Origin of the sequence: Alteromonas sp. Mac1 (assembly GCF_001562125.1) — a bacterium.
Taxonomy (GTDB): domain Bacteria; phylum Pseudomonadota; class Gammaproteobacteria; order Enterobacterales; family Alteromonadaceae; genus Alteromonas; species Alteromonas stellipolaris.
Map to the genome: position 1 here is coordinate 4,419,917 of NZ_CP013932.1, position 25,932 is coordinate 4,445,848.

A 25,932-nucleotide genomic window follows, 5' to 3' on the forward strand; every position below is an offset into this window, starting at 1 on the left:
CAAGTTATACATGTGTGTTTAAGGCGCCTATACGGCGCCTTTTTTTTGTTCGCTTTTCACCCTTTGGGCCCAGTTATTAAGAGTGTGCATACCTTTCAACTGGGGTCTTATTTCCTTCGCGGCTTAAAACCAAAAGCCGTGTTGCGCTCGTGGTGTTGCAGCTCTGCCAAAGCCTGTTGCTGCTGTTCACTAGGCGTTAGCGTCGTGCAATTCGGCGAAGTTACCTGCCATCCACCTTCGCCAACCGTGTTTTGGTGGGCATGATCTATTTGGGTATGGCTTAGTTGGTTGTATCTTGGTTGGTTGTATCTTGGTTGGTTATGACTTAGTTGGCTATAACTTAGCTGGGTGCCATTTAGTTGAGTATGAAGGCTGGGGTGAGATTTACTCTGATAACCTTTTTCATCAAGCGAGAAGGTTGTATTAGGTTGAAGGGCCGCAGGAACAACATGGGTAGCAACAATGACTAACCGCGAATGCGCACTTTCATTAATGACCTCGGCGACGCGCTGCTGTGCTTCGTAGTCTAGCCCTTCAAAAGGTTCATCAATTAACAACACATCGGGCATCGCTAGTAAGGCTCTGGCCAATGCTAAACGCTTACCTTCACCGCCAGATAACGCCCTTCCTCCTTTACCAACCCATTCAGCCAAGGTAGTAAGGTGCTGCAAACCAACCCGGGCTAAAACATTATGCATGGCATCTTCGCTTATTCCAGACGCTGCCGGATCTAAATTGAGTTTAATAGTACCGGCCAAAATGATGGGTTGCTGTTCAACATAAAGCCATTTTTCTAGCATGCCTTGCGGCGTGGCAACATTGTCTATAGAGCGTCGACCTTCAAAAGGAAGGAGCCCGCATATTGCTTGTAGTACGCTCGACTTACCGCACCCCGAATAGCCTTTAATCACATTCAGCCCTAACGCCGCAAACTGCATATTGACCGCTGGTAGGTTTCTTTCTTTAGCGATAAAACCCGTTAAAGAAAGTGACATGCTGGGTTTATGGGCATTTAGTAAGGGCAAAGGCTGGGTGTGCATTGCTTCTAGCTCTGCCTTGCTATGTCGCCACTTAGCGAACTTCACGACACTGCTGAAAGTGGCGCTCGCCCAGTCCGGTGCAGCCAATAGCACCATTGGCGTAATGAGTGCTAGCGGAACAAAATAGGCTGCCGTATTGGCAGTAAAAACAACCAGCGCCACTAAAGTGAACACGCCACCTTGGAACAGCCACATAGCTTTAGACACTAATGCCTGCTCTTTTAGTTGTGCATCTTGTACGCGCTGAGTAGAGGGTGCATTAAACAAGCCCTTTACCGTTTTTGACTTAAGGTGCCATAAACTACTTGCTTGAAAAAACGTCGCGCTGTGTTGCCGAAATTCAAGCTCTGCCTCAGCCGAACTAGCCACGGCTTTCAGTCCGTAAACCGCAGTAACAACACTAATTACCAACCACACTATGGCTAGGGCTATGAAAAAACCATAACCTGGCACATTCATGAAATACCCCGTGAGCAACAAGCCTGTCATTAGCAGCATAACCGAGGCTAATGGAGAAACCCACGCAATAAAAGCTGAGGCAAGTTGCTCAGTGTGGTTCGCGAGCGCTTCAACTGTCCATGCTTTGCTTTCAAGGCGTTTTGCCGCTAATTGCTCAAACACAGCTAACCGTGCTTTGGCAATTCGGGTTAATAAATCCTTGTGTCCTAGCCACATGGTGGTGTAACCAGAAGCGATACGAAGTAGTGCGAGCCCACGAATCACCACCGCAGGGATCACGTAGTTAAACCCTAAAGGGGCTATTGCGCTAATGGCAATAAACCAAGATGAAATGATAAGAATACTCAAACCCGCTATACCATGAAGCAAGGCTAAGCCCAGCGCTCCATACGCTGCTATTGACGTCTGCTCGGTGAGTGACGAAGACGCTTTTGATGCAGCTATACCTTGCGCAGATACAGCAGGCTGTAACGGTTTGGATTTCATTTCACTGTTACCTCGCCTTCTGCAATATGCCAATGCGCATCAAACCAGTGCGCTGGCAGCAACTTATGCGACGCCCAAACAACCGTTTTGCCTTGTGTAACGCGCGCAATAAGTTGTGAAAGACGATGGTGTTGTTCATCGGGAATATGCGCGGTGGGCTCATCTAGCAACCAAATATCAGGGTCTCTTAGTAGACCGCGCGCCAACGCAAGCCGCTGCGCTTCGCCACCGGAGAGGCTAGGGTACTCGGTCATCAAGGTATCTAGACCATCAGGCAGTGACGAAAGCCAATCGGCTAGCTCAACTGAACTTAGCACCTCGCACAACGCACTATCGCTATAGTGGGCATCAAGTAAAAGGTTGTCTCTCACGCTGCCAGGTAAAACAACTGGAGTTTGACTCACCCATACGCAGTTTCCATCAAAGCTATGAGAAGCGTTGCGATGACCCGCTAAGGCCTCTAGCAATACCGTCTTACCACTACCAGAAACACCGTTTAAGCGAATGTGGTCTCCTGCTGCAATTTTAAGGTGGTTGGCACTTAGCAAGTTAGAGACATGAAAATCTTGCGCATCAAACCCCGAAAACGGTTTGTTCTTCACTCCCCTCTTTTTTACTTCCCCTTTCTTTGCCGTCTCATCGTCATTCAATGTATTAAACAACGAAAATAAACACTCGCTGGCCGCCTCAGCTTCGGCTTTTTGGTGATAAACCTGCCCAAGCTTTTTCATTTCGCTTAAAATTAACGGTACCGTTAATAACACCCACAGCCCTTGCTGCAAGGAAATATCCGGGCCCAAGCTAAGTTCGCCTAATAATGAAAACCCGATGAATACCGCGACTAAGGCTACCGATAAGGTGGCAAAAAAATCCAATACTGACGATGACAAAAAGGCGACACCCACCACCCGCATGGTGCGTTGATTGAGTTGTTCGCTGGCATTATTAAGCAGCCGCATCTGAGTATTATGCGCACGATAGCTCGCCATTAAAGGCAGTGCGTTGAGCCTATCGGTAAAAAGCCCACCTAGTCGCTCAAGCGCTACGAAGTGCTTGCGATGTAAGCTGGCTGCGCCTTTCCCCACAACGATCATAAATAAAGGAACAACAGGGAGTGCGATAGCTAACCCCAAACCTATTACGGGATTAACGTAAAAAATAACCACTAACGCCATCAAAGGGACAAGTACAGCAACATATTGCTGTACGCGATAATCGAAAGCCCAATTGGCGATAGAGCGAATGTGCTTCACCCAAAGTGTTTGCCAGTAAAAAAGCGAATGCTGACGAATGAGGGCATGCTGTTGCTCTGCGAAAATAAGTTGTAACTTTTGCTCCATAGCCTGCACCAACTGGCTCTTACATGACAATGTAAGCGTATTTACCAACCCTTGCGCTAACCAACTTATAAACAGCGCAACGGATAAACCTATAATATGGAATTGGCTTGCTTTATGGGTATCCACTACCCATTCATGCATGGCGTGAGCGAAAAAATAAAAAGCGATAATAAGAGAAAAAAGAGACACACACTTCACTAAAGTGATTATCAAAACCTGTCTTCGCACGCCAAGCTTATGCATGTTATCAAGTTGATTAAACCCAGCTTGCAATGTCTGTCTGTTTAACTTTTTCATTTACTCTATCGCACTGTCTTTCGGTCAGAAATACGGTTCAAAAAACCGGTTTAAATGGCGGGTCAAATCAGGCAACGAGCATTAAAAGCGTTAGCTCGTTGCCATTTGCGTTTTAACTACGCCATAAATATTATTTAGCTATTCGGCATCTTCAGGGCGGTCCATGTCTTCGGTAGACTCAAGCCACATAGCATTTAAAATACCCAAAGAACACGCTAGCAATACGCCGAGGATCCAAGTGAAATACCACATATGCCACTCCTTAATAGATAGTGTGAGACTGGTCTAAATCGCTATTTTTAACTCGCCCACGCATCACATAGTAGCCATACGCGGTATAGCACAAGATGATAGGCACAAAGATGCAAGCCACAATGAACATGATATTTAAGGTTAAGTGACTAGAAGTGGCATCCCATACCGTTAGGCTAGCTTCTGGCATAGTGATACTGGGCATTAAGAACGGAAACATTGAAAAGCCCGCGGTTAGAATAACGCCAGTAATCAGTAGTGCACTTGAAACAAATGCCATTCCTGCATTCCCTCTACGGGAAAACATCGCACATGCAAGCCCTGCTACTACGCCTAAAACAGGCGCAAAAACCATCCAAGGATATCGCGAGTAGTTAGACATCCATGCACCGGCTTCAATAGCGACTTCTTTTTTCATTGGGTTCGAGGTGGCTAAGGTATCTACGGTAGAGGTAATGACGAAACCGTCTAATCCAAATGCTACCCACGCACCGGCAATGAGAAACAAGGCTACTGCCACTAAGCTCAATATGAAAGACGTGACACGAGCTCTGGCTTCAATGAAGCCATCTGTTTTCATTTGTAACCAGGTAGCTCCGTGGTTAAGCAAGATAGCCACTGACAACAACCCAGAAACAAGTGCGAACGGTGTAAGCAGGCCAAAGAAAGAGCCTGTGTAAGTTGATTTAAGCGTGTTGTCGAATTCAAACGGTACACCTAGTAACAAATTACCAAACGCCACGCCAAAAATAAGCGCAGGAATGAAACCACCAGCAAACAAAGCCCAATCCCATGCTTTTCGCCATTGGGTGTTAGGCAACTTACTGCGATAATCAAACCCAATTGGGCGCATCCACAGTGCAATTAGCGTTAGCGCTAGGGCTAAATAGAAGCCAGAGAAGGCGGTAGCATAGATCATCGGCCACGCGGCAAAAATGGCACCACCTGCCGTGATGAACCACACTTGGTTTCCATCCCAATGCGGCCCAATAGTATTAATCATTACGCGACGTTCTTTGTCTGTTTTACCAATTATGGTCAGTAGTGAACCTACGCCTAAATCGAACCCATCCGTTACCGCGAAACCAATGAGCAGAACACCGATAAGGCACCACCAGGCTACGCGAAGAAATTCATAATCAATCATGCGTTTGCTCCTTTAGCATCAAAGTCGATAAGGTCATCGTCTTCATTCGTCGTGTGATCTTCAGGAGGCACTGGCCCTTTTTTGGCGAATTTTTTCATTAAGTAAAAGGCCACAATGAACATCACTGTGTAAAACGCTGAATAAGCAACTAACGTGGTGACAATGTCTGAGATAGACAGATTAGATGTTGATGCATGCACCGGCAGAATCTCTGCAATAGACCAAGGCTGGCGACCAAATTCAGCCACAAACCAACCGGCTTCACACGCAACCCAAGGTAGCGGCAAGCTATACAATGACGCTTTCAACAACCAGCGAGGCTGGGTTATTTTATGTCTAGTACTGTAATAGAAGGCAGCTAAGAACACGGCTAACATAATAAAGCCTGATGCCACCATTAAGCGGAAACTCCAAAATAAAGGGGCAACTTTAGGAATACTGTAATCTACCGCTTTTTGTAAGGCCGCTTCCGAAGGCTGTGTAACATCATCCGTAAATGGCTCTAACAGCATGGCATAGCCCATATTATCTTTGTGTGCTTCAAATTGCGCGAGATCATCTGCTGAAGCGGTTCCATCTCGAACACTATCTAGCAACGCGTACGCTTTGATACCATCAAGGATACGCAAACGATTCTCAGCTTTAATTTCTTTTAAACCTTTAACTTCCTCGGTAAATGAACGAGTAGCAATAATGCCCATCGCCCAAGGAATTTGAAGTGCGTATTCGGTTTCTTCTTTTTCATCGTTGGGAATACCGAATACGGTAAAAGGCGCAGGTGCTGGATGAGTGTCATACTCCGCTTCAACAGCAGCCAATTTTACTTTTTGCACTTCACCTAATTCGTAACCACTTTCATCACCAAGCACAATAACTGACAAGGTAGCGGCTAGGCCGAAGCTAGCAGCAATAGCGAAAGACCGACGGGCAAATGCGATATGCTTGTGGTTAAGTAGGTAATAACTAGAAATAGCCAATACAAACATAGCACCGGTTACATAGCCGGCTGAAACGGTATGCACAAACTTAACTTGCGCTACAGGGTTAAATATAACCTCAGCAAAGCTTGTCATTTCCATGCGCATGGCTTCAAAGTTAAATTCTGCGCCTACGGGATATTGCATCCAACCATTCGCAATGAGTATCCATAGTGCTGAGAAATTAGAACCAATAGCCACTAACCATGTGGTCATTAAATGTCTTCCCTTCGACATTTTGTCCCAGCCAAAGAAAAATAACCCAACGAAGGTTGATTCTAGGAAGAACGCCATCAAACCTTCAATAGCCAGCGGCGCCCCAAAAATGTCCCCAACATAGTGAGAATAGTACGACCAATTCATCCCGAACTGGAACTCCATAGTGAGGCCGGTAGCCACACCAATGGCGAAATTAATACCAAACAACTTTCCCCAAAACTGAGTCATCTGTTTGTAAATTTCTTTGCCTGTCATCACATAAACGGATTCCATAATGGCAAGCATGAAACTCAACCCTAAGGTTAAGGGCACAAATATAAAGTGGAACATTGCAGTTAGCGCAAATTGCCACCGCGATAGTTCGACTAACGTATCGCTCATGGGTTTTCTCCCTAGTTAAAAACAGTACGGCAAGCCGCTAAAAATTATATTTAAATCAACAACCTTAATTAAAAGACCGCACCGTAAGACTTATACTTCTGTATGAGGTTTAGCAAGCTTTGCGCCACCTAAGGCACCACTACCCCTAACCTCTGATTTTCCCTACTGTGCGGCGCAATTATTCCATTAAGTCGAATCAGCCGCGTTGATCCATCTCAAACAAGATGAGAGGAAACTTCGCCAAAAATGACAATTAGCGCCATTTTTGACATAAAAGTTAAATTAAATGATAAGTGGAGAACAGAGCGTGGGCCTTTGTAAAAAACACTGCTAAAAAATAAGAGAGGAAAGACAATAGAAGAAAGTGAAAATGATAGGAGTTAGGGAATAAGCGGTAGGAAACAGGGGATAGGGAACAGGGGATAAAAAGATACAACGGATGGCGATAGAGACCCGTTGCACCTTCTTAAAATAAAAGCTATTCGGCTGAATAGGTAAGCGTGAAAGCACCTCTTAAACTGCCAGGAGTAAAGCCCGTTGCGGTATCTTCTGGGTATTTTTCTTTAATGATATCAATTACAGCAGGTGCCACATTGTTACCATGGCACGCCGTACACACTTGCCCTGTAACAATCGCTGACATATAGCGAAATTCGCCCGTTTCCTCATTCCACTGCGATGCTTCTAGCGGCATAGGCAATTGCTTAGATAAGGCGTTTGCAAACTCATGCAATTTGGTTTCCTCCCACGCATCAGGTTTGTTGCCTTGATTACGTACACGAAGTGCTGTGCGCCCTACCGTCCAACCATCTTTCTTGAGCGCTTCTGCAATAGGCCCAGCAGCCACATAGCACTCCTCTACCCCGGCTTCTAAACCACCTTTTGAAATGGCTTGTTTAAGCCTAGCTTTTAGCGCACCACCTAATGCTTTGGCGTTACTACGTGCTTGGTTTAGCTTATCTTCGGGGCCTGCCAGGGTGGTTTCAGTTGCGTGTTGTGTCGCTATGCTGTCTTGCGGCTGCGGCATTTCAGCCGCTAGCGCGGTTGATAGTACGATTAATAATGAAGCCGATAAAAAGAACCCACTTATTACAACAGCCGTTAATCTCATTTTCATATTCTTTTCCTCAATGGGGAGCATTACCTACCAACATACGTACAAGGCGCGTGCCAATGTGATACCTTAAACCTAGATTAGTTATCTTTCGGGTATAGACTATGCGCATACGTCATTCATACCCACCCCGTATCGCTAGGTGAAGCTGTTACATGAATATCTCGATTGTTCAGGCAATGATAGATGCCATCGATAAACCCGCTATTTTCATTAATCATCAATATGTAATAGAAGCGGTTAATCAGCCTTATCGTAATACCTATCCTGTGGACATTTTTCCGGGGAAAAGCCAGTGCTTTAAAGTGTCCCACGGGAATACCAAGCCTTGTGATCAATGCGGCGAAAGTTGCCCTATACAGCAATGCAAAGACACCGGCCGAGCAGCAAGCGTAGTACATATTCATACCACCAATAGCGGCCAAAGCTACTGTGATATTCTCATGCGCCCAGTGCACGATGCTAACGGCGACCTACTTGGCTACTTAGAAATATTGGATAAACTCGCGTTTGCCTCTAATTACCCTAACAAGGGAAAAATGATAGGTGAATCTGCCGCCTTCAAAGCCATGCTGAATAAAATTAACCGAGCTGCAAAATCCGATATAGCCGTGTTACTTCAAGGAGAAACAGGTACAGGTAAAGAGCTGGTTTCTCATGCCCTACACACCAGCAGCCACCGCGCCGAAAAGCCTTTTGTTGTAATAGAGTGTACGGGGTTAGCTGATTCACTTTTTGAGTCTGAATTATTCGGCTATGAGAAAGGCGCTTTTACCGGCGCGCAGTCAAACAAGAAAGGGTTGGTTGATGCCGCCAAAGGCGGAACGCTATTTTTTGACGAAATTGGTGATGTACCCCTTACCATGCAAGTGAAGTTATTGCGGCTGCTTGAAACCCAAACCTACCGACCTGTAGGAAGCGTTCAAGTTAAAAAGGCCGATTTTCGTTTAGTGTGCGCGACGCATAAAGACTTAAAATCCTTAGTGGAAAAAGGCGAATTTAGACAAGATCTCTACTACCGAATTGCGGGCTTCCCTATACATCTTCCGCCGCTTCGCGAGCGCCAAAGCGATATTGCTATGCTGTGCAGCCATATGTTGCACGAACTGCCCTCGAAAAAGCGCTTACACAAATCCACTATTGAAGTGCTAAGCCATTACACCTACCCAGGTAACATTCGGGAGCTTAAAAATATTGTAGAACAGGCGTATTTGTTGGCAGATGAAAATGTAATTTACCCAACAGACTTACCTGAGCTTGTCAGCGAGCCCATTGCTCAAAACAACGCGAGCATTGTTACTCTGGAAGCTGCTGAAGCTAAGTACCTTGAAGAGGTGGTAGCAAAGCACGAAGGCAGTATAGATTCCCTTGCCGTAGCTCTGGGTGTCAGCCAACGAACCTTATATCGTAAACTTCAAGCGCTAGGGTTAAAGGTTAAATAGCTCGCAGCAAAAAGCCCTTTCAACATCCTATTTTTAACGTATTATTAAATAAGTTCCGGTAGAAAAAGAATACTGCTTTGCCATTGAAGTCATTATTTACACTGCTAGTATGCTTAACCCTGCTATTGCAAAACGCAATGGCTTTGGGGCTTGCGGCCGTTTCAATGGAAAAGGCGCAGCGATTTACTACTCAGTTTAATGACAGCAGCAACGATATAGAACTGATTTGTACCGGCAATACCATGCGCTGGATATCATTAAGCGCGACTGAACATGCTGGTGAGTTTGTTTATGTTAGTGTAGATATCAGCAAGATACCGGTAGTACACATCGACTGTACCAATAGCCTGCTTTCTGACTTACCCAACGCCGTCACGGCGCCTGATTTTTCACTTCCTTTAATCACCCTTGTTCGTTTTAACAACCTTGCTACTGCAATTGCACAGCGCCCCTACACGGCATACGCCTACGCAACTGGGCTCTCCCGCGCTCCACCTCTTTCATAGTTTCACCATTACACTTTATTTATAACGCGCTTTTATCAGCTTTATCGCTGACGTTGTTTAATTAAAAATGGACTAATTATGAAAAAAACAGCCATTGCACTAGCAGTATGTACTGCTGGTTTTTCCCCTTTTTTGTATGCTCAAGACACCGCTTCAACCGAAGTTATTACCGTTATTGGCGAGCCACTAACCCTTACCAATAATGCACGAGTTTCTGCCTCTACCAATACCGAAGCTGACTATGGCGACCAACTTGCTACGCTACCCGGCGTGACTATTTCTCGAAATGGTCCGGTGACAGGGTTAATACAATATCGCGGCCTATACGGTGACAGAGTAGGCGTGACTATTGATGGGGTTGATATCGCGGGCGCTGGCCCTAATGCCATGGATTCCCCGCTTTCGCATGTATTACCTGAACCTGGCCTTCAGGCCGTATTGTATCGCGGAATAGTACCGGTAAGCGCAGGAGTTGAAACCTTAGGCGGTAAACTAGACATTCGTGCTGACGCTCAGCACTTATTTGCACAAGCCAATGGCCTGCAGTTTAATGCTAGCGCCAGTGCGTATTCTCCCGGCAATGCACAACAGTACCAAGCCAATGCTTTTTACGGCGCGGCCAATGGTTTTATCAGCGGCGCATTCACCCACCAACAGCGTGACGAGCGCGAGGCTGGTTCTAACGATGCAGGCTCAAGCATTGCCATCCCTAATTCTCAGTATCAAAGAAACGGCGGAAAGCTTCGCGCGGGTTATAGTTGGGGCAAGCATAGCCTAGATGTCAGCTATCAAGCGCTGAATACTAACGACAGTGGCACTGCGGCGCTTGCGATGGATATCGCCTTCATAGATGCTGCCTGGTATCGCTTAGGTTATCGATATCAAGCCGATGACGAGCGCATGTTGAAGGTAAGTGTGTTTGGGAATAGTAATCAGCACGCCATGGATAATTTTTCACAGCGCGCGGTTTCAATGGCTAGTATGGCCAGGCAAAACGACGCCGACTCTGTCGGTCAGGGTGTAGAGGCGACCTATGTTACCCCTGCCCTTGATGGTGAGCTTGAAGTAGGTTTTAGCCATTTACACAGCCGAAATAATTCGGTTATTACCAACCCAAATAACAGCGCTTTTTACATTAACAACTACACCGATATTACCCGCGATACCTTCAGTGGCTTTACCGAGTGGCATCGTGTGACCAATAGCGCTGACTATTTAATTGGCCTTCGCTATACCCAAATTGACATGGATGCCGATGCGATAGGCTCTAACATGGTTATGATGAACGATGCGGTAGCCACGCTCGCGTCAAACTTCAACAATGCCGAACGTAGTGAAACCTACAATATGCTAGATGCAACGGCCACCATCCAAATACCCGTTAGCGACACGGTGACGGTATTTACGGGTGTATCGCAAAAGAACCGTGCGCCCAACTATTACGAACGTTACACCTGGTTACCATTAGGCATTACAGGTGGCATGGCTGACGGGTTCAATTATATTGGTAATCTGGAACTTGATAATGAAACCGCTCGCCAGATTGAATTTGGTATCAGCTACAGCGAAAATGATTGGACCGTTTCACCCCGGCTTTATTACCAAGACATAGAAAACTACATTGCTGGCACACCGAGCAGTAATGCGGCTGCTATTATGTTCTCGACTATGATGGGATCAGATACGCCGTTTCAATGGATCAATACAGACGCTGTTATTAAAGGACTAGACGTGACGATTAACGGTAAGCTAGCTGACAACCTGCTTCTAACGTCTACAGCAAGTTTGAGCCATGGTAATAGAGACGACATAGACGATGCGCTATTTCGTATTGCACCTGAGCAATTGACGACGCGTATAGAGTGGCAAAGCGAGTTTATGCAATCCCCACTTATGTTGTCGGTCACCTCGCATTTAGTGGGCGCACAAAATCATACCTCTGCCTTACAAAACGAAAGTAGTACAGCAGGTTACGGGCTTATACATTTGGGGGCACGCTGGCAGTTTACTCAAACCTTTAGCGTGTCGGCACAGCTTCAAAATGCGCTTGATAAGTACTACACCGCTCATACAGCGGGGGTTAACCGCGTATCAGGTGCCGATATTGCGGTAGGGGATAAATTACCGGGTACAGGTAGGGAATGGCAGGTATCAGCGAGCTACCGCTTTTAAATTCCGCTACGCGCTAGCCCTCACAATTAGCGGGTTAGCGTGAAAAATAGAATAACAAGCATAAAGAGAAAAAGGCGCGAGCATGTGCCTTTTTCTCTCACCCGGCGAATTCATACAGAAAAACTAACGAATAAGTTGGCCTACACTAAATCAGACATTGCCTGCACAATTAAGCGGATTGCTAATAAGGTAACGATAACTTTAAACAGCACGAGAAATTTATCGGCTGGAATTTTCTTGAGTACTTTTAGCCCCACGTAAGTCCCCACGGCACCACTTATAATCATGGCAAAAATTAATCCTAACCATTGAAAAAAGGAGAACCCTACAAAGGTAAACACAAACGCTTTTAAACCATGTTGAAAGGTAAGGCACGAGGCCATGGTGGCGGTTATCTGCATTTTATTGTAATTGTTCCGATGCACAAATGCGGCAACTAGCGGCCCAGTAGCGCCAACAAACATGGAGATTAACGTGGTAACTAACCCTGCTAAACTTCGCCCTACAGGTTGCATTTCTTGCGCCTTCGGTTTGCTGCCCCACACCAAAAATAAGATAAAACCCGCCACAGCAAATTGAATAACCACTAAAGGCAATTGCACCACAATAAACGTCGCCACCACAGCCCCTAACAGCGCCCCAAATGAAAAGAACTTCACCATGGACCAGTCAATATACCGAAAGGTCATTAACGCTCGGTTGCCGTTAGAACCTAGCTGTACTAAGCCATGCACAGGAATAAGTGCAGAAACTGGCAAGCTTCCCGCCATTACCGCAATAAGCAAAACACCGCCGCCAATCCCAAAGGTGGCAGTTATTAAGGACGTGATGGTAGAGGTGGTAATCAACACGGCTGCGGTAGTTAATGAAATAGCACCATCAGCGGTTAGCCAATAAGTAATGAGATCCAAGCACAGCCCCTTTTCGGTTTATTCATTTGTATTGGCCCCAGCGTAAACAAGTTGAAGACAGCGTATTACAGCTTGTCTTTTCTGAAGACAAATTTAAGGCACCTAGTAGCAATTCGTAACAAATTATCTGTTATTTGAACTTGTATATGCACTTTAGCGCAGGCATATTCTGCAATCTTCACTGCGCAACGAAACGGTATGTCTCTACATCGTTGATGCGAATTTACATGGATTTAGTTTAGGAAGTGACGTTGTATTCCTTTTTCACCCGTTGTTGCATTATATTTTTTTGTACCGTAACGCTAGCTTACGCTAACAATGCGCCTCAAAATATAAATAACCTTGCATCGCACAGCGTGTGGAAACAGTTATTACATACTGAACAAACAGCGGTAACACTTAACCACAATAACAGTAACTTCTATTTAGCCGAAAATGGCTTTGAAGATCCACTTTCAGAACTTGAAGCAACTATTCGCGCCTTTTCGCAAACCCCAAAACGCCAATGCCAATTTCCCGCACGTAAGCGTTTTATCGAAAAACATATACCCTCAATTAGCTTCCCTGACGTGGCATGCCCAAAGTATCAAGAATACTTAAATACGTTCTCTACTCACAGCGCCAGCCTAATTTTTGCTTCCGGTTACTTAGGTAACCCAGCGTCGATGTTTGGCCATGTATTTTTAAAGTTTAATGGTGAGTCGGCAGATGGATTACTCGATAACACCTTCTCTTACGGGGCCAAAGTGCCCGATAATGAAAACAAGTTGGTTTACATTACCAAAGGCATCTTAGGCGGCTATCAAGGCAAGTTCTCTAACCAGCAATACCATCATCATCATTTAACCTACAGCGAAACCGAGCTTCGCGATATGTGGGAATATAAACTTGCCCTATCGCAACACGATATTCAATTTCTGCTCGCCCATTTATGGGAGCTAGAAAATGCCACCATGACCTATTACTTCTTTGAGCAGAACTGTGCCTATCAATTGGCAAAGTTACTCAGCTTAGTTTTTGATGAACCCCTGATTGCCCCTAACAAGGTATGGGTAATGCCGTTTGATTTAGTGGTAATGATGCAGCGTCATCAGAGCAGCCGGCCCATGTTTAATGAAGTCATCTACCATGGTTCGCGTCAGCAAACACTTTACGATCGCTGGCAGCAACTCACGGACAAAGAACAGCAAACTTTATTGCAAATATTAAAAAGTGAACCTGAAGACACACAAGCTAAGCTTACTGCTTTAGGTGGCGCATCGGCAATACGGGTTATTGATACCCTCTACGACTATTTTGCTTTTATAGAACAAAAAGAAGACGACCTCACCACTATACAACAAGCACAAAAGCGGCAAGCCATGATAAAACGGTTTGCTATGGCACCCGTTAAACCAAACTGGAAAAGCGTAGATAGACGCCCTCCTCATGAAGCACAAGATACCACGCGTATTGGTCTTGGTTTATACGACACACCATCAGGCGACGTGGCGGGAGAGTTGAACTTTAGGGCCAATTATTACGATCTGCTCACGCTGAATGCGGGGCGAATTCCTTACTCTGAGCTAACCACCTTTAATCTTCGTCTTCGTTACCTAGAGGGTGAAGGGTTGGCAGTAAAAGAGTTTACGCCGGTACGAATTATTAACCTTAATGCGTCTGAATCTGGATTGCCACTTGATAGCAATTGGGCTTGGAAACTGGCCTTTGGCTACAGAGAACAGGCTAACAACTGTACCCACTGCGGCGCAGGTTATATCGATAGTTTTATTGGGAAGTCTTGGGCCTTTCGTCACAACCTTGTAGGTTATGCCGCGCTCAGCACTTCTATTACCAGCTCTAATCTGAATGGCGGCTTTATCGCTGTGGGTTCAGAAGTGGGAGGCGTAGCACATGTTACGTCTGAAATAGCAATGTCATTGGCAGTAGGACAACAATGGTTTGTGAACCAGCCATCGAAGGATCAACATTACCTCTCTATTACCGCGCGATATTCAATTAATCAGCGCTGGGATGTGAGAGCCAATATTGATAACAAGCATGGTACTGACTTCGGCTTGCTCATTTCACATTATTACTAATAACAATCAGAGGAATATAACAATGTTTAAAAAACTAACGCTTGCTGCACTTCTTACGACTACTGCCATTGCTGGAAACGTATCGGCTGACGACAACATCAACCCGTGGAAACACTGTGGTATTGGCGCGGCTATTTTTGATGACAATGGCACAGCTGCTGCCATTTCAAACATCATTTGGGATTTAGGTACGACTGCGGTTTCTTCAAAAGTATCATCTGCTGATTCTTGTGAAGGTAAAATGGCTACTGCGGCGGTATTCATTCAAAATAACTTTAACAACGTTATTGAAGAAACTAGCCAAGGTTCTGGCGCGCATCTAACGGCAATGCTTGATATTTTAGACGTAAACGAAGCGGCTCGTGCTGATGTTGTTACTGCTGTTCGTGCTGAAATGGCGCTATCAGTTGCAGCAAATGAAGCAACTAGCCCAGAAGCTTTCTACAACGCAGTTGTAGCAAACATCTAGTTGAATGGGCAGTGGCTAAATTGCCGCTTGCGGGAATGCCACTGCCTTATATAGTTGCACTATTTCATTAAGCTAAGCACAGATCTAAGCGTCTTATTTTACTTCTTTAGCAATGGTCATAATACTTTGCCCTTGTTTTACTGAAGGCCCTGATAACCCATATAGCGCAAAGCCGCTTTCAGGTGCAATCACGGTTTCAACCGTATTGCCGAAATAGTCTTTTACTACCCCTAACGTATCGCCCTTTTTCAGAAATTGCCCAGTGGTAACTACAGGAAACCATAAACCCGAAAAGTTAACCGGCACCGAAAAAGTCCCTTCAAAGTAGCGACTGGCAGACGCGCCCTGCGAGGTAAGCTCTACTTTACTGCTGTTAATAGTTGAAAGTGAAGTAATACCCAAAATACGAGTGGCTTCTTCAAGCCCTTTTACCATCGCGTTTACGTGTTCTTCTTTTTTCGAACCGTTTTCACCAATTTCGACCAAAATGGTTGGGGCACCATGAGCTACCGCTTGGCGATTTAGCGAACGGCGGGTATCTACTTGTTTTTGTGTATTCATTTTGTAAGTCACGATATTTGGGAAGTTAAACCCTTCTGCTACTAACATGGCTTGGTTGTAATTACTTGAAAGCGGCCCACCATACACCCCCACAAAACCAGCCAGCCATTCAGCTCCATCACCACTATGAAGGTCGATAACAAAGTCGGCTTTTGCAATAACGTGGTTCGATAGATTCCATGCTATTTGCTCAGTCTGCGTTCCATCTTCCTTGCCAGGAAAACTTCTATTAAGGTTTTTCCTATCATGAGGGTTTACGTAAATACTTTTTTCTTCAAACGCAGGAATGTGCGCCACACGCACCGCAATAATAGTGCCGGTTAATGTACTAGGGTCGATATTCGCCAGCCATTTTTCAGTGGCTAAAATTGAATTATATTCATAGCCATGAACGCCAGCGATGGTCGCAAGTACAGGTCCTGATTTAACCCCATTAATAACGGTTACAGGAATAAAGGTTTCTAGTTCTGCGCTGTTATTTCCACCAGCACCCACAGGAATGATTATGTCTTCTCGGCTACCTTCGGCTACTAAAGTGCCTGCAACGTCTATGTCTTTTGCGCTTGCCCCGTGACCAGCTAATAAAATACAAAAAGAGACAATACTGACCCAAGGATACGTTTTAAAATTCATATTTTTACCTAGCTTTTAATATAAAACGGATTGTTTTTGTAACGCTATAACATTGCTGTTTAATCAATTATACACTGCCCTGTGCTGGCTTAAATGACTAATTTACTAAGGGGTAATTGCGTAAGTGAAAACAACTTATGGGATGAATGTGTTTTTGTATTTTGCGTTCTGACAGCGCGTAGCTTTGACTTGCGTTGCTTTGGTTTACAGAGCTTTGGTCTATGGAGCGATGGCTTCTATTGAGAGGGAATAACTTGAAAGGCAATAAAGTATAGTTTTGGTACGCGTTTGATTTTTAAGCTAAAGCGAGGAGCTCACAAAAGTACGAGATAGTTGCGCCTTAATATTCTCAACAAGGCGCAACTAATAATCGTGAACTTACGCGCGACTTTGGAATTTACGCTCTTCGGTATTTACCTTTATCCACTCACCAGTACTGATGTACTCAGGCACTTGAACCACTAGGCCAGTCGATAAAGTAGCAGGTTTAGTGCGCGAGGTTGCAGAGGCACCTTTAATTGAAGGATCGGTTTCAGTCACTTCAAGCTCTACACTCATCGGTAAATCTAGCGCCACTGGCACGTCGCTTACAATTAACACCTGAATAGACTCGGTCTTTTCATTAATAAACAAAGCTTCATCAGCAATGCTTTCTTTGTTTAAATGGTACGGCGTGTAATCTTCGTTATCGAGGAATACATACTCGTCGCCATCAATGTAAGAAAACATCACAGGGCGACGAACCAAATCAGCCATTTCTAGCATGTCTGAATCTTTAAATGTTTCATCAAACTTAGCGCCGCTAACCACGTCGTACATACGCATGCGATAAATACTACCACCCGCACGGCCCTGAGGTACTGAACGTTCGATATCTCTAACAATACATGTTTTTCCACCATAAACGATGGTGTGATTCTTTTTAATTTCACTTGCCTTTGGCATGGTCTTACCCTGTTATTAATGGCCTTTAACGATTGGCAGGCCATGTTAAATTATCGCCCTATCTTCCGGTAATTGAGTGTTATAGTCAAAGCTATAAGCTTAGCTCAACCCTAGTTCTTTCTGTTTTTTCTTAGTTAGGCCTAGCGATACTATTTTGTAAGACTCGTGTAAGTAGTAGCTAAGCTCTTCGTCGAGATCTTCTGTACTTTGTTTACCGGCCATTTTAGTTTGCGCTTCAGCGCCACCAAATTGCTGGATCCATTTCATGCCCCGAGACGCAAAATAAGGCGCGGGGCGATACCCGGGTTTCTCACTCAAAAAGTGGTAGTTAAGATCTGAGGTTTTAAAGATATACGCGGGCTCACCAGTCTTACTCAAGCCACCTATGGCAAATACTTTACCCCCCACCTTCCACACATGGGAGTTATTCCATTGCATTACATAAGTTGTAGCCTTTAAGCCACCACAAAAATGATTAAACACATCGTAGGTCATGGTGCTTCGCTGTGGTTGTTTGAGGTGTACATGGTTTTGGCTCCCCAAAAGCTATCGTACAGGGCTTGATGACTTTGCTTGGAAAAGGTATCCGTTCTATTTTCATATTCCTTTATCCAGTCTATCAACATGTCTAAATTCGCATCTTGCGCTTGCTTAGATTCATATTTATGAGGCTCCCAAGGGCGCGCCTTAGCGTTTTCAACACAAAGCTTCATGGGTAGATTTAAGAATATAAGTTCATCGGCACGAGGCAGTACTTCAGCGAGTAAATCGGAATAACACCCTTCAATAACCCACGATGTATTGTCAGTTAAAAAACGTTCAATAAGCACTGTCGATTCGCTGATAGGCATACGACTAGGTGGGCTTGTGATCGAATTTGAGGGCGCCCAGGCCACCGAGTCTAAATCTAAATGCGCGATGTGGTGAACCTTTACCAAGTTCTTGGCCAAGGTCGACTTTCCTGAACCTGAATTACCGAACACGACTATTTTTGTCATAAGAATCCTTGTTGTGACTTTACGCTAGCTTTGTACAACCACAGTTTCAGCAACGAACAAGCCCCACATTGCCAAAACAGCCAAGAAATTAAGCATGAAAACAATGCCTCGTAATTTTATGTTCGACGTCATTATTTGCACCATGCTATGTACTATTCGCCCTACAACAAAGACCCAAGCAAGAGCTATATAAATAGGCTGTAACTCAAGCCCTTTAACTATTAATACAACGCAAATGACATGAAAAAATAGCGGCCACTCGAATTGGTTACTTAAATTAGCGCTGATTTTAGATTGAATAGCATCGAATGGATTGGAGCCATCGTCATTGCGGCCTATCCCCCACACCTTTGGCGCTCTCACGAAAGTTAAAAGCATATACAGAAAGGCACACCATAAAACGTGGGCAAACATAGGTACTACTAGGTTATCCATTAGCTAATACTCTCGTTATATTTTTGCTCTTTTCGCCACGCCATGAAAATACGCAGGGCCACCAGGCATTGATGGTTATCTTGACGTTGCGCTGAATAATTCTACATCTACAACTCAATAACACTAACATACACAGCAGCCCGTTTGCTGTCACCATCCCCAATGACAAAATCACTTTTACCATCTTGTTTTATACCACCCATGGCGTTTTGTTTAGCACCAGCTAAAGGTATACGTTGATACACACTGTCCCAGCGTGTGACGCTTTGACGGTTCACACCGCAAAGTAAAGTTTCCGAGTGAGAGTGAAGAGTATGCTTCATGACCCTCTGCCGCAGGGATGCGGCAGCGGAGCATGCGCTTAAACAAAATTCCTGAGGGCGGGTGAAGAGCCTGCTTCATGACCCTCACTAACCAGTGTAGTAAAACAAAGTCGTTGACTTTTTATTCGGCAAATTAAATACTGCGGGTATGACATTGCGCACATTGCTGTTTTTTGCACCGCGCCAAGGTTTGGCGTTAAACTCAATTATCCTCCTCGCTATTATTATTAATAATTGGCGGGAAAGTTAGTGCGTACGTAAAACATCACTAAAACCCGCCGCCAAGGCGGGTTTTTCTTAAGTCTGTCTTCGCGGTAAAAACAAACGAGACGACAGCCATGAACAACATCACACAGTTATTAGCCCGTTTGCACAACGCGGTAAACGACAACGATCCTGATTCGGTTAGCGCATGCTATGGCGATAACGCCAAGGTAATATCAACCCCATTAAAGGGCACAGCCCAGCACGATTGTGTTAGCGCACTACAAACCTTCCAACACAAATACATGCCAGAGCATATCGTTACCACCGGCGATGAGATTGTGATTGAAGCGGGCGATGTGGCGTTAGTCATCGCTAAGCTTTACTTAGTGCCAAAAGCCGCTCCTCATGCATTACCTTGTGACGGAAAGCGAGCCGTCTATGTGATGCAGCGAAACGACAGCGGTGAATGGCGGTGCATTATCGATAACTTCTTTGGTACCGACTTACTCGACTTTGCCTAAGGTGTTTAGCGCTTGGCCTCATATACCATGTTGTAAAATATGGCGAATTTTGTCAGCAATACGACAAAACGATGCTCGGACAAGTTACCTTTATTTTGAAGCCGGAAGGTTTTGTGTCAAAGTAACGCATCAAAATTTTCATTGGCGAATACAGACTGTTAACGCTAAGCAAGGACTATAAACATGTTTACCACTGCTTCTACTTCTCTTAAGACCGCACTGCGACCTATTGCCGTGTCTTGTTTGGCGCTAAGTGCGCTATCGGCATGTGTCACCACAAAACAGGCTGATACCGCCGCGGCCACCGCACCAGAAGCGTCGTTTTCTCTATCAAACTCAGTGAAATACCAACGTCAGAGCAAAGAGTATCCTCTTCTTAGCGCCTATGTTTATAAACAGGCTACTGCCGCACTGCCTGCGACCTTTGAAAGTCAGCAAACGCCGGCCGTAATTGTGCTAGATGTAGATGAAACCGTGCTTGATAACAGCCTTTATCAAGAAGAGCGTGAGTCAAAAGGCTTGGGTTATTCAAGCGAAAGCTGGAATGCATGGATAAAGAGAGAAGAAGCCACTTTGGTTCCCGGTGTAGATAAGTTTCTAGCAACGGTGATTGAAAGAGGTGGAAAGATTGCACTTATTACTAACCGCGATAAAACCTTAGACAGCCACACGTGGAACAACCTATTGGCTGTAGGCTTGCCGCTTACACCAAGCAACACCTGTATTATGGGCAGACTACCTGCAGACAAAGATGCCGTTGATCATAAGTACATTGTGAACGATAAAGACCGTCGTCGTAATGCCGTAAAACAAGGCTCGCCAGCTTGCTCAATAACTAATGACACTGCAATTAATGGCTGGAACAAACCACATAATATTATTATGCAAATTGGCGATAACATTGAAGATTTTCAAGGCGTAACGCAAGAAGATGCTTATCTTCCAGCAATACTGCCTGAAGTCGGTACTAGCTTGTTTATTTTACCTAACCCTATGTATGGTTCTTGGTAACTCGCGTTCTGTCACTGCTACCGCATTCCGGCTGTAGCAGTGCTTTTCCACTCCTTAATAGAAATACCTAAACGCAAAATAGACGTTACTGGCGTCTTCGAATTGCGCAAAGAAAGTATGCGGTTCATCACCACTAAATAGGTTTACTCCGCCTCGAACCTGCCACTTATCAGTAGGTGAATAACTTGCGCTAGCTTTCAAGTAACCATCGTTGTCGGTGGGGGAGTAAAACAAAAAGCTATTAAGGGTAAGGGTTTGTCGCCACGCCTGCCATGTAAGGCGAGTAGTTACCCAATGGCGATACGCTTCTTGCTCAAATTCTGGGTAGGCTGAATGGGTCAATAACGCATCATGATGTTGAATGGCTTCGGTATACCACTGCACACCGCCGGTTACGTTCACCATCACTTCTTGGCTGTACCCAAGTAAGAAGCGGCTCTGCGAATTACTCACTGATGGTAACGTACCTTCGCTGTCTTCCACACTCCGGTAATATGCATACTCTGCATTTGCAATCCCTTTGCCCAAGGCCATAACTACGCTGGCGCCAATGGCATTTAAGCGGCTATAGCGCGGCGCACCCAATTCATCAACGGCCGTGGGTTGCTTGGTATAGCCTCGATAGCCATATAACGCAGCCTCAACACTCCCAAACGAACTGCTAAACGTGCGATGCGCCCGCAACGCCACTTCACTACCGCTTGGCGTATTAGCATGAGTTACCGAATACGCTGGCGCTACATTTCCATTTACTTCGGGGCTAAAAAAAGAAAACACCTCTCCTGTAATACCAATATCGGGTTCAAAGTCAGGCGTCACCACAACATCTATATTTATGGCCTCCCAATAACCCGATAACTTAATAGAGGCACTGGGCGCTTTTAAATACTCATCATCACGGCCTGAGAAAAATGACTGGTAATCTTTTGGGAAAAGGTCGTTAAGAAACACATAGTCGCCAGTTCCCCAAGTAAGTACTTGCTGCCCGACTTTTAAGTCAAAAGCATTGCCCCATTGGCCCAAAGCAGCTAGGTTGCCTTGCCATGCTAGCTCACGTATCTGAAATTCTCGTTGATGTTTAACACCGTCATACCACGCATCGCCACGAAAACTGAGTTTCGATGCTGCTAGCGTATAATCGGCGCGCAGTTGCACTCTTGCATCTCGTAAGGTGCTGCTAGAAGCAACGGTAGTATCATTCGCCACTCGGTTTCCTGCCGCTAGCTCGACAAATCCACTAAAGGTATAAGCGGTGGCGTTTTTGCCCTGCTCGCCCCAGTCTTCGTTGTCCCAATTATCGTCACTCCAGCTGTCATCGTCCCAGCCTTCATTTTCCAAATTATCGTCGCTAGTAGCCTCTGGGTTATCAACTTGTTCAGTTTTGACGGGTACGTCTTTCGCAATTTCATTCTTGAGTTCTTGTGAATACACTGGAAGTGAAACACTTGTTTCCAACAACGCTGCTGCCAGTAGCGCTAGTCCACGTAATTTCTTTCCCCGCATCACGATTACTCCACAAACTCTCGTGGTGGCACGCGTAAACTACGCTCACTAAATACGCTGTCTGGCAACGCAATATCGTATTGAATACCGCGAAATTCCATTAGGGTATAGCCGCCTGATGCTAAATCAGACACCTTGCTTCGCACTACCGTCGGGTAGCCTTGAACTGTTTCTACTGACACGGCTTCGACTCGGCGGTAATTATCATCCCCTTTGAAAAAGTTGATCAGCGTGGGCAAATAGGTTTGCTTATCTATCTCTACTATATAGTGGGAAAACTCTACGCTACCTACATTTTTAGGCGTTGCGCGCAACACATAGTGAGTGTCGGTAGTGTTTTGCATTGTGAAGTTGTCTTCTGACACTGCCCGACCCGACACATCTTCATAGAAAAAATGAGAGCCGACAAACGAGGTGCGTTTATCACCCGCGGCTATTCGCTTCACCAAATCAAGGGCGGGTAAATACAACCAACGATCGTCATCAGTATTAATGTTGGTGCGCTTTTCAACTCTAAACACCGTACCTTTTACTTCGGTTGGACGGCTGAAAAACACCAGCATTTTTTGATCGCCCGTTTCAGTGCCTTCATTGTCTAGCACGTCTTTGCGCAGAATCGTGAATTGGCGCATTTGCTTGCGGCCCTGGCTGTCTACGATAATCATTCGAGCCATCGATTTACCGTCACCACCAGCGTAATAGGCGGCCTTTTCTGACTTTGCAATAATACTGGCGATATCCTCTTCAACGGCAGATGCACTAGCACTTCCAAAAATACCTAACACCATCATAGTAGCGGCGAGTATACGAACTGCCGTCTTGCTCGCCGTTATGTGAGAAGAAACATAACTAACTTTAGCGATTTGAAGCATTGAATTACGCATATTAAGCTCCTTTGAAAACCCAACGTTTTAGAAATACCATGGCCGAGGGTAAGACCAACAAAGTCACCAAGGCAGATACCGCCATGATGCTCGCTAAGAAAACACCCACCGTTATGTAAGGCACTAACGGCGCTAGCAATAAAGGCGTGAAGCCCAGTGCTATTACCAACGCATTGCGCGTTATCGCACTAGCTGGCTCATCGAACATAGCGTCTAATGTTTCTGGCACACTGCCCGTTTCTTTATAAATTTCCCGCGCCCTAGCAAGGAAGTGAATAGCAAAATCGACAGATAAGCCTAAGGTGAGCGCCGATAGCACGGCAATAGGCATGTCGTAGTCCTTGCCTACAATGCCAATAAGGCCATAAATAAAGGTAATAGTGATGGTAAGGGGGAGCATGGCAAGCACACCAAAAACAAAAGAACGAAACAGCAATACCATCATCACAAACACAATGACAAAAGCGCTAAGCAAACTTTCCAACATGCCTGTTACCATGTTTTCCTGCCACACCACATTTAAGTAAGCTTTACCTGCCCAGTCGTAGCTTAGCCCTTGTGGTAATGGATTCTTCGCAAAGTAATCTTCTACAAGCGAAATTACATTCGTCATATCTTGATTATCACCACTGGTTAGCTGCAACCAAATCAGCGTTTGGCGATAATCCGGCGTAACAAAATGCCACAAGTCTTGCGGACGGTGGGAAGACTGATATTGCATTAAGGTTTGTGCCACGCCTCGGTTGTTGGCGGGTAATGCATAGTCTGTTTCGTTGCCTGAGCGTAACTCACGGTTCACCACTTTGACGACATCAACCAAAGACTGGGTTTTACCAATTAAAGGTTGGGTAGCCAAGTACGACTGCAACCCTTCAATATGCTTAAGCACCTTGGGCTGTTGGAAGGTATTGGCATGCCCATTTGCGGCATCAACGACCTGCAATAAACTTTCTAACGCCGTTTGTTCATCATCGTTGAGGTTGCTAAACAGCGCATCATCAATACGCATGGCAAGTTCCGACATTTTGTTAGCATCGTCGCTCTCGTTTATCGTGGCTTGGGTTTGCTCAACCCACTCATCTAAACTAGCAGGTAATTGTGCCTCGTTTAACATCTTGCTTGCATCAGTGCTTTCATTGGTATCTGTAATCACCAAATAGGCGTTATATGTGCCCGCAAACTCTGCATTTAATGCCTTGTCTGCCACTCTTATTTCATGGTCTTGCTTAAACCAACGCACAGGGTTGTCGTTGATATTAATTTGCGTAATACCCCACGCTGATACAAGGGTGATAGCACCAAATACAGCAATAATTAGCGCTCGGTGGTTCAGCGCAATATAGCGCAGTTTATTAACGGTACGCTTTAGAAAAGTACTACTACCCTCACTATTGCCTACTTCTTCACTTTGATGCAGCGCTACTTGAAGCTTGTTTAATGCTGCGGGCGACATTCGAGATATATAAGCAGGAATAAAAGTAAGGGTAATCAAAAATGCCAGCAAAATACCAAACCCAATATAAGCGCCAAAGATTTGCACAGGAGGAATGGGCGTTAGCATTAAGGAGAAGAAACCTGCTGACGAGGTGAGCGACGTAAAAAGCATGGGCTTAAATAAGTGCTCAACTACTTGAGTGATCACTTTGCCCGCGTTTTCACCAGGTTTATAACGGTCGGAAAATTCAGACAATATGTGTACTGAGTCGACTACCGCGATAGGCATTAGAAAAATGGCGATCATGGAAGACATGATGTGCACGGTGAACCCCATACCAATGAGAGCCCCCATGGTAATGATAACCGTGCCCATCGCCACTATCATGGGTGCCGTAACAAGAGACCAATTTCTAAAAAATAGGAACAGAAGAATAAAAATCATAGCACCTGCTGCAGGCGCAGCAATGGCCATTTGCACAAACATTTCCACCCCAAATTGATCTTCAGCCACAGGTAACCCTGTGATGTGCCATTGGCCAGCCGTGTCAACATTCGCTAAATAAGCGCGAATATCTTGGGCAATGCGATAACTTTCATTTTTATCGGCAATGGGAATATAGATAGCAGCAGCGTTGCCTGAAGAGGCAGCAAGTGTATCGTACAATAAAGGCAGCTTTTCGATAGAATCTCGTAGTTGTGCACTTGCACTTGCGGTTTCAGGTGGGCTGGCCATTAGCCATGAGAATTCCAGGCTACCGTCACTACCTTGCTTAATGTTGTCTACCGTTGAAAACGCCATGACGTCTTGGCTAATAACACCCTCTAAGGCGAGCACATGGTTGGTCACTTGGTGAATGGCCGCCAAGTTTTCTGGCGAGTATATGCCATCTTTGACCTGATCGTCTTTAGCCTCGCCGTCTTTGGCCCCGTCGCCTTTTGCAAGATCATCCGCTACCACCAGACCAACCACTATCGCATCGTGCATGGCGAAGGTTTGTTTTACCTCATTGTGAAAGGTGCGAGCACTATGAGATTCGGCCAACATGTTTTCGGGGTCGGTATCAATCTGAATCAGGCGCATTTGAAAAGCGGCACATGCCGTTAAAACAGCGAGAAAAAAATAAACCCATCGCCCTTTGTGCGTGCTTACATGCAAAAGCACATCGATTGCTAATTTCATA

Annotated in this window: 23 protein-coding genes; 7 read left to right on the plus strand and 16 right to left on the minus strand. The window is 45.2% G+C overall.

Annotated elements, in window-relative coordinates; genetic code table 11:
• Positions 1-107: 107 nt before the first annotated feature.
• From AV939_RS18675 to AV939_RS18700, 6 genes are all read right to left on the minus strand, one after another.
• Positions 108-1,985 (minus strand): ATP-binding cassette domain-containing protein, encoded by a 1,878-nt coding sequence (locus AV939_RS18675; RefSeq protein WP_061998020.1) that lies wholly within the window; start codon positions 1,983-1,985, stop codon positions 108-110.
• A complete protein-coding gene (locus tag AV939_RS18680) occupies positions 1,982-3,622 on the minus strand; it encodes an ABC transporter ATP-binding protein/permease (RefSeq protein ID WP_061998021.1) in 1,641 nt (546 codons plus the stop codon). The genes AV939_RS18675 and AV939_RS18680 overlap by 4 nt, the downstream gene beginning before the upstream one ends.
• Positions 3,623-3,760: 138 nt before the next feature.
• Entirely contained in the window at positions 3,761-3,874 is a 114-nt protein-coding gene (gene cydX / locus AV939_RS18685) for a cytochrome bd-I oxidase subunit CydX (protein ID WP_057795490.1), read from the minus strand.
• A gap of 10 nt (positions 3,875-3,884) precedes the next feature.
• The gene (gene cydB, locus AV939_RS18690; protein ID WP_061998022.1) at positions 3,885-5,021 is read right to left on the minus strand and encodes a cytochrome d ubiquinol oxidase subunit II; all 1,137 of its coding nucleotides are present in this window, start codon (positions 5,019-5,021) and stop codon (positions 3,885-3,887) included.
• Positions 5,018-6,598 carry a cytochrome ubiquinol oxidase subunit I gene (locus tag AV939_RS18695; RefSeq protein ID WP_061998023.1) on the minus strand — a complete coding sequence of 527 codons (1,581 nt, stop codon included), beginning with the start codon at positions 6,596-6,598 and terminating at the stop codon, positions 5,018-5,020. The genes cydB and AV939_RS18695 overlap by 4 nt, the downstream gene beginning before the upstream one ends.
• Positions 6,599-7,076: 478 nt before the next feature.
• Complete coding sequence (locus tag AV939_RS18700; RefSeq protein WP_231751140.1) at positions 7,077-7,715, minus strand: Tll0287-like domain-containing protein; 639 nt, start codon at positions 7,713-7,715, stop codon at positions 7,077-7,079.
• A 152-nt stretch (positions 7,716-7,867) separates the two neighbouring features.
• Between AV939_RS18700 and AV939_RS18705 the strand changes: the two genes are divergently transcribed.
• The 3 genes from AV939_RS18705 (at position 7,868) to AV939_RS18715 (ending at position 11,832) form a co-directional block, all read left to right on the plus strand.
• On the plus strand, positions 7,868-9,154 hold the full coding sequence (locus AV939_RS18705; protein WP_231751141.1) for a sigma-54 interaction domain-containing protein: 1,287 nt from the start codon (positions 7,868-7,870) through the stop codon (positions 9,152-9,154).
• Between the two features lie 83 nt (positions 9,155-9,237).
• On the plus strand, positions 9,238-9,660 hold the full coding sequence (locus AV939_RS18710) for a hypothetical protein (protein WP_231701248.1): 423 nt from the start codon (positions 9,238-9,240) through the stop codon (positions 9,658-9,660).
• A 78-nt stretch (positions 9,661-9,738) separates the two neighbouring features.
• Positions 9,739-11,832: a TonB-dependent receptor gene (locus AV939_RS18715; RefSeq protein WP_061998025.1), complete on the plus strand. Its 2,094-nt coding sequence runs from the start codon at positions 9,739-9,741 to the stop codon at positions 11,830-11,832.
• Between the two features lie 140 nt (positions 11,833-11,972).
• Here AV939_RS18715 and AV939_RS18720 read toward each other — a convergent pair whose 3' ends face one another.
• A complete protein-coding gene (locus tag AV939_RS18720; protein ID WP_057795480.1) occupies positions 11,973-12,743 on the minus strand; it encodes a sulfite exporter TauE/SafE family protein in 771 nt (256 codons plus the stop codon).
• Positions 12,744-12,994: 251 nt separating this feature from the next.
• Between AV939_RS18720 and AV939_RS18725 the strand changes: the two genes are divergently transcribed.
• Together AV939_RS18725 and AV939_RS18730 are read left to right on the plus strand one after the other, a co-directional pair.
• Positions 12,995-14,824, plus strand: a complete 1,830-nt coding sequence (locus AV939_RS18725; protein ID WP_061998026.1) for an Lnb N-terminal periplasmic domain-containing protein — start codon at positions 12,995-12,997, stop codon at positions 14,822-14,824.
• A gap of 22 nt (positions 14,825-14,846) precedes the next feature.
• Complete coding sequence (locus AV939_RS18730; RefSeq protein WP_057795477.1) at positions 14,847-15,293, plus strand: DUF3015 family protein; 447 nt, start codon at positions 14,847-14,849, stop codon at positions 15,291-15,293.
• A gap of 93 nt (positions 15,294-15,386) precedes the next feature.
• Here the strand turns inward: AV939_RS18730 and AV939_RS18735 are convergent, their stop codons facing one another.
• From AV939_RS18735 to AV939_RS18760, 6 genes are all read right to left on the minus strand, one after another.
• Positions 15,387-16,487, minus strand: coding sequence for a M14 family metallopeptidase (locus AV939_RS18735; protein WP_061998027.1), 1,101 nt, complete (start codon positions 16,485-16,487; stop codon positions 15,387-15,389).
• A gap of 378 nt (positions 16,488-16,865) precedes the next feature.
• Positions 16,866-17,432, minus strand: a complete 567-nt coding sequence (gene efpL, locus AV939_RS18740) for an elongation factor P-like protein EfpL (protein ID WP_013786447.1) — start codon at positions 17,430-17,432, stop codon at positions 16,866-16,868.
• Positions 17,433-17,531: 99 nt separating this feature from the next.
• Entirely contained in the window at positions 17,532-17,927 is a 396-nt protein-coding gene (locus AV939_RS18745; protein ID WP_057795473.1) for an MmcQ/YjbR family DNA-binding protein, read from the minus strand.
• Positions 17,924-18,430, minus strand: coding sequence for an AAA family ATPase (locus AV939_RS18750; RefSeq protein ID WP_061998028.1), 507 nt, complete (start codon positions 18,428-18,430; stop codon positions 17,924-17,926). Before AV939_RS18750 ends, AV939_RS18745 begins: the two co-directional genes overlap by 4 nt.
• 24 nt (positions 18,431-18,454) lie before the next feature.
• Positions 18,455-18,865 (minus strand): MAPEG family protein, encoded by a 411-nt coding sequence (locus AV939_RS18755; protein ID WP_061998029.1) that lies wholly within the window; start codon positions 18,863-18,865, stop codon positions 18,455-18,457.
• A 107-nt stretch (positions 18,866-18,972) separates the two neighbouring features.
• Positions 18,973-19,188: a hypothetical protein gene (locus AV939_RS18760; RefSeq protein ID WP_061998030.1), complete on the minus strand. Its 216-nt coding sequence runs from the start codon at positions 19,186-19,188 to the stop codon at positions 18,973-18,975.
• Positions 19,189-19,526: 338 nt separating this feature from the next.
• On the opposite strand from AV939_RS18760, the gene AV939_RS18765 reads away from it, so the two are divergent.
• Positions 19,527-19,916 (plus strand): YybH family protein, encoded by a 390-nt coding sequence (locus tag AV939_RS18765; protein ID WP_057795465.1) that lies wholly within the window; start codon positions 19,527-19,529, stop codon positions 19,914-19,916.
• A 183-nt stretch (positions 19,917-20,099) separates the two neighbouring features.
• A complete protein-coding gene (locus AV939_RS18770; protein ID WP_061998031.1) occupies positions 20,100-20,927 on the plus strand; it encodes a 5'-nucleotidase, lipoprotein e(P4) family in 828 nt (275 codons plus the stop codon).
• Positions 20,928-20,981: 54 nt separating this feature from the next.
• On the opposite strand, the gene AV939_RS18775 is transcribed toward AV939_RS18770, so the two are convergent.
• The 3 genes from AV939_RS18775 to AV939_RS18785 form a co-directional block, all read right to left on the minus strand.
• Positions 20,982-22,430 carry a hypothetical protein gene (locus AV939_RS18775; RefSeq protein WP_061998239.1) on the minus strand — a complete coding sequence of 483 codons (1,449 nt, stop codon included), beginning with the start codon at positions 22,428-22,430 and terminating at the stop codon, positions 20,982-20,984.
• 5 nt (positions 22,431-22,435) lie between these two features.
• Positions 22,436-23,218, minus strand: coding sequence for an outer membrane lipoprotein-sorting protein (locus tag AV939_RS18780; protein ID WP_231751198.1), 783 nt, complete (start codon positions 23,216-23,218; stop codon positions 22,436-22,438).
• A 97-nt stretch (positions 23,219-23,315) separates the two neighbouring features.
• Entirely contained in the window at positions 23,316-25,931 is a 2,616-nt protein-coding gene (locus AV939_RS18785) for an efflux RND transporter permease subunit (protein WP_061998032.1), read from the minus strand.
• Position 25,932 lies beyond the last annotated feature (1 nt).

Bases quoted from the DNA above. Each gene is read 5' to 3' on its own strand.
- AV939_RS18765 (WP_057795465.1), top strand. From the start codon at position 19,527: ATGAACAACATCACACAGTTATTAGCCCGTTTGCACAACGCGGTAAAC.
- AV939_RS18770 (WP_061998031.1), top strand. From the start codon at position 20,100: ATGTTTACCACTGCTTCTACTTCTCTTAAGACCGCACTGCGACCTATT.
- AV939_RS18735 (WP_061998027.1), bottom strand. From the start codon at position 16,487: ATGAATTTTAAAACGTATCCTTGGGTCAGTATTGTCTCTTTTTGTATT.
- AV939_RS18780 (WP_231751198.1), bottom strand. From the start codon at position 23,218: ATGGTGTTAGGTATTTTTGGAAGTGCTAGTGCATCTGCCGTTGAAGAG.
- AV939_RS18695 (WP_061998023.1), bottom strand. From the start codon at position 6,598: ATGAGCGATACGTTAGTCGAACTATCGCGGTGGCAATTTGCGCTAACT.
- AV939_RS18745 (WP_057795473.1), bottom strand. From the start codon at position 17,927: ATGACCTACGATGTGTTTAATCATTTTTGTGGTGGCTTAAAGGCTACA.
- AV939_RS18760 (WP_061998030.1), bottom strand. From the start codon at position 19,188: ATGAAGCATACTCTTCACTCTCACTCGGAAACTTTACTTTGCGGTGTG.
- AV939_RS18785 (WP_061998032.1), bottom strand. From the start codon at position 25,931: ATGAAATTAGCAATCGATGTGCTTTTGCATGTAAGCACGCACAAAGGG.
- AV939_RS18755 (WP_061998029.1), bottom strand. From the start codon at position 18,865: ATGGATAACCTAGTAGTACCTATGTTTGCCCACGTTTTATGGTGTGCC.
- AV939_RS18700 (WP_231751140.1), bottom strand. From the start codon at position 7,715: ATGAAAATGAGATTAACGGCTGTTGTAATAAGTGGGTTCTTTTTATCG.
- cydB (WP_061998022.1), bottom strand. From the start codon at position 5,021: ATGATTGATTATGAATTTCTTCGCGTAGCCTGGTGGTGCCTTATCGGT.
- cydX (WP_057795490.1), bottom strand. From the start codon at position 3,874: ATGTGGTATTTCACTTGGATCCTCGGCGTATTGCTAGCGTGTTCTTTG.
- AV939_RS18680 (WP_061998021.1), bottom strand. From the start codon at position 3,622: ATGAAAAAGTTAAACAGACAGACATTGCAAGCTGGGTTTAATCAACTT.
- efpL (WP_013786447.1), bottom strand. From the start codon at position 17,432: ATGCCAAAGGCAAGTGAAATTAAAAAGAATCACACCATCGTTTATGGT.
- AV939_RS18775 (WP_061998239.1), bottom strand. From the start codon at position 22,430: ATGCGGGGAAAGAAATTACGTGGACTAGCGCTACTGGCAGCAGCGTTG.
- AV939_RS18750 (WP_061998028.1), bottom strand. From the start codon at position 18,430: ATGACAAAAATAGTCGTGTTCGGTAATTCAGGTTCAGGAAAGTCGACC.
- AV939_RS18730 (WP_057795477.1), top strand. From the start codon at position 14,847: ATGTTTAAAAAACTAACGCTTGCTGCACTTCTTACGACTACTGCCATT.
- AV939_RS18675 (WP_061998020.1), bottom strand. From the start codon at position 1,985: ATGAAATCCAAACCGTTACAGCCTGCTGTATCTGCGCAAGGTATAGCT.
- AV939_RS18715 (WP_061998025.1), top strand. From the start codon at position 9,739: ATGAAAAAAACAGCCATTGCACTAGCAGTATGTACTGCTGGTTTTTCC.
- AV939_RS18705 (WP_231751141.1), top strand. From the start codon at position 7,868: ATGAATATCTCGATTGTTCAGGCAATGATAGATGCCATCGATAAACCC.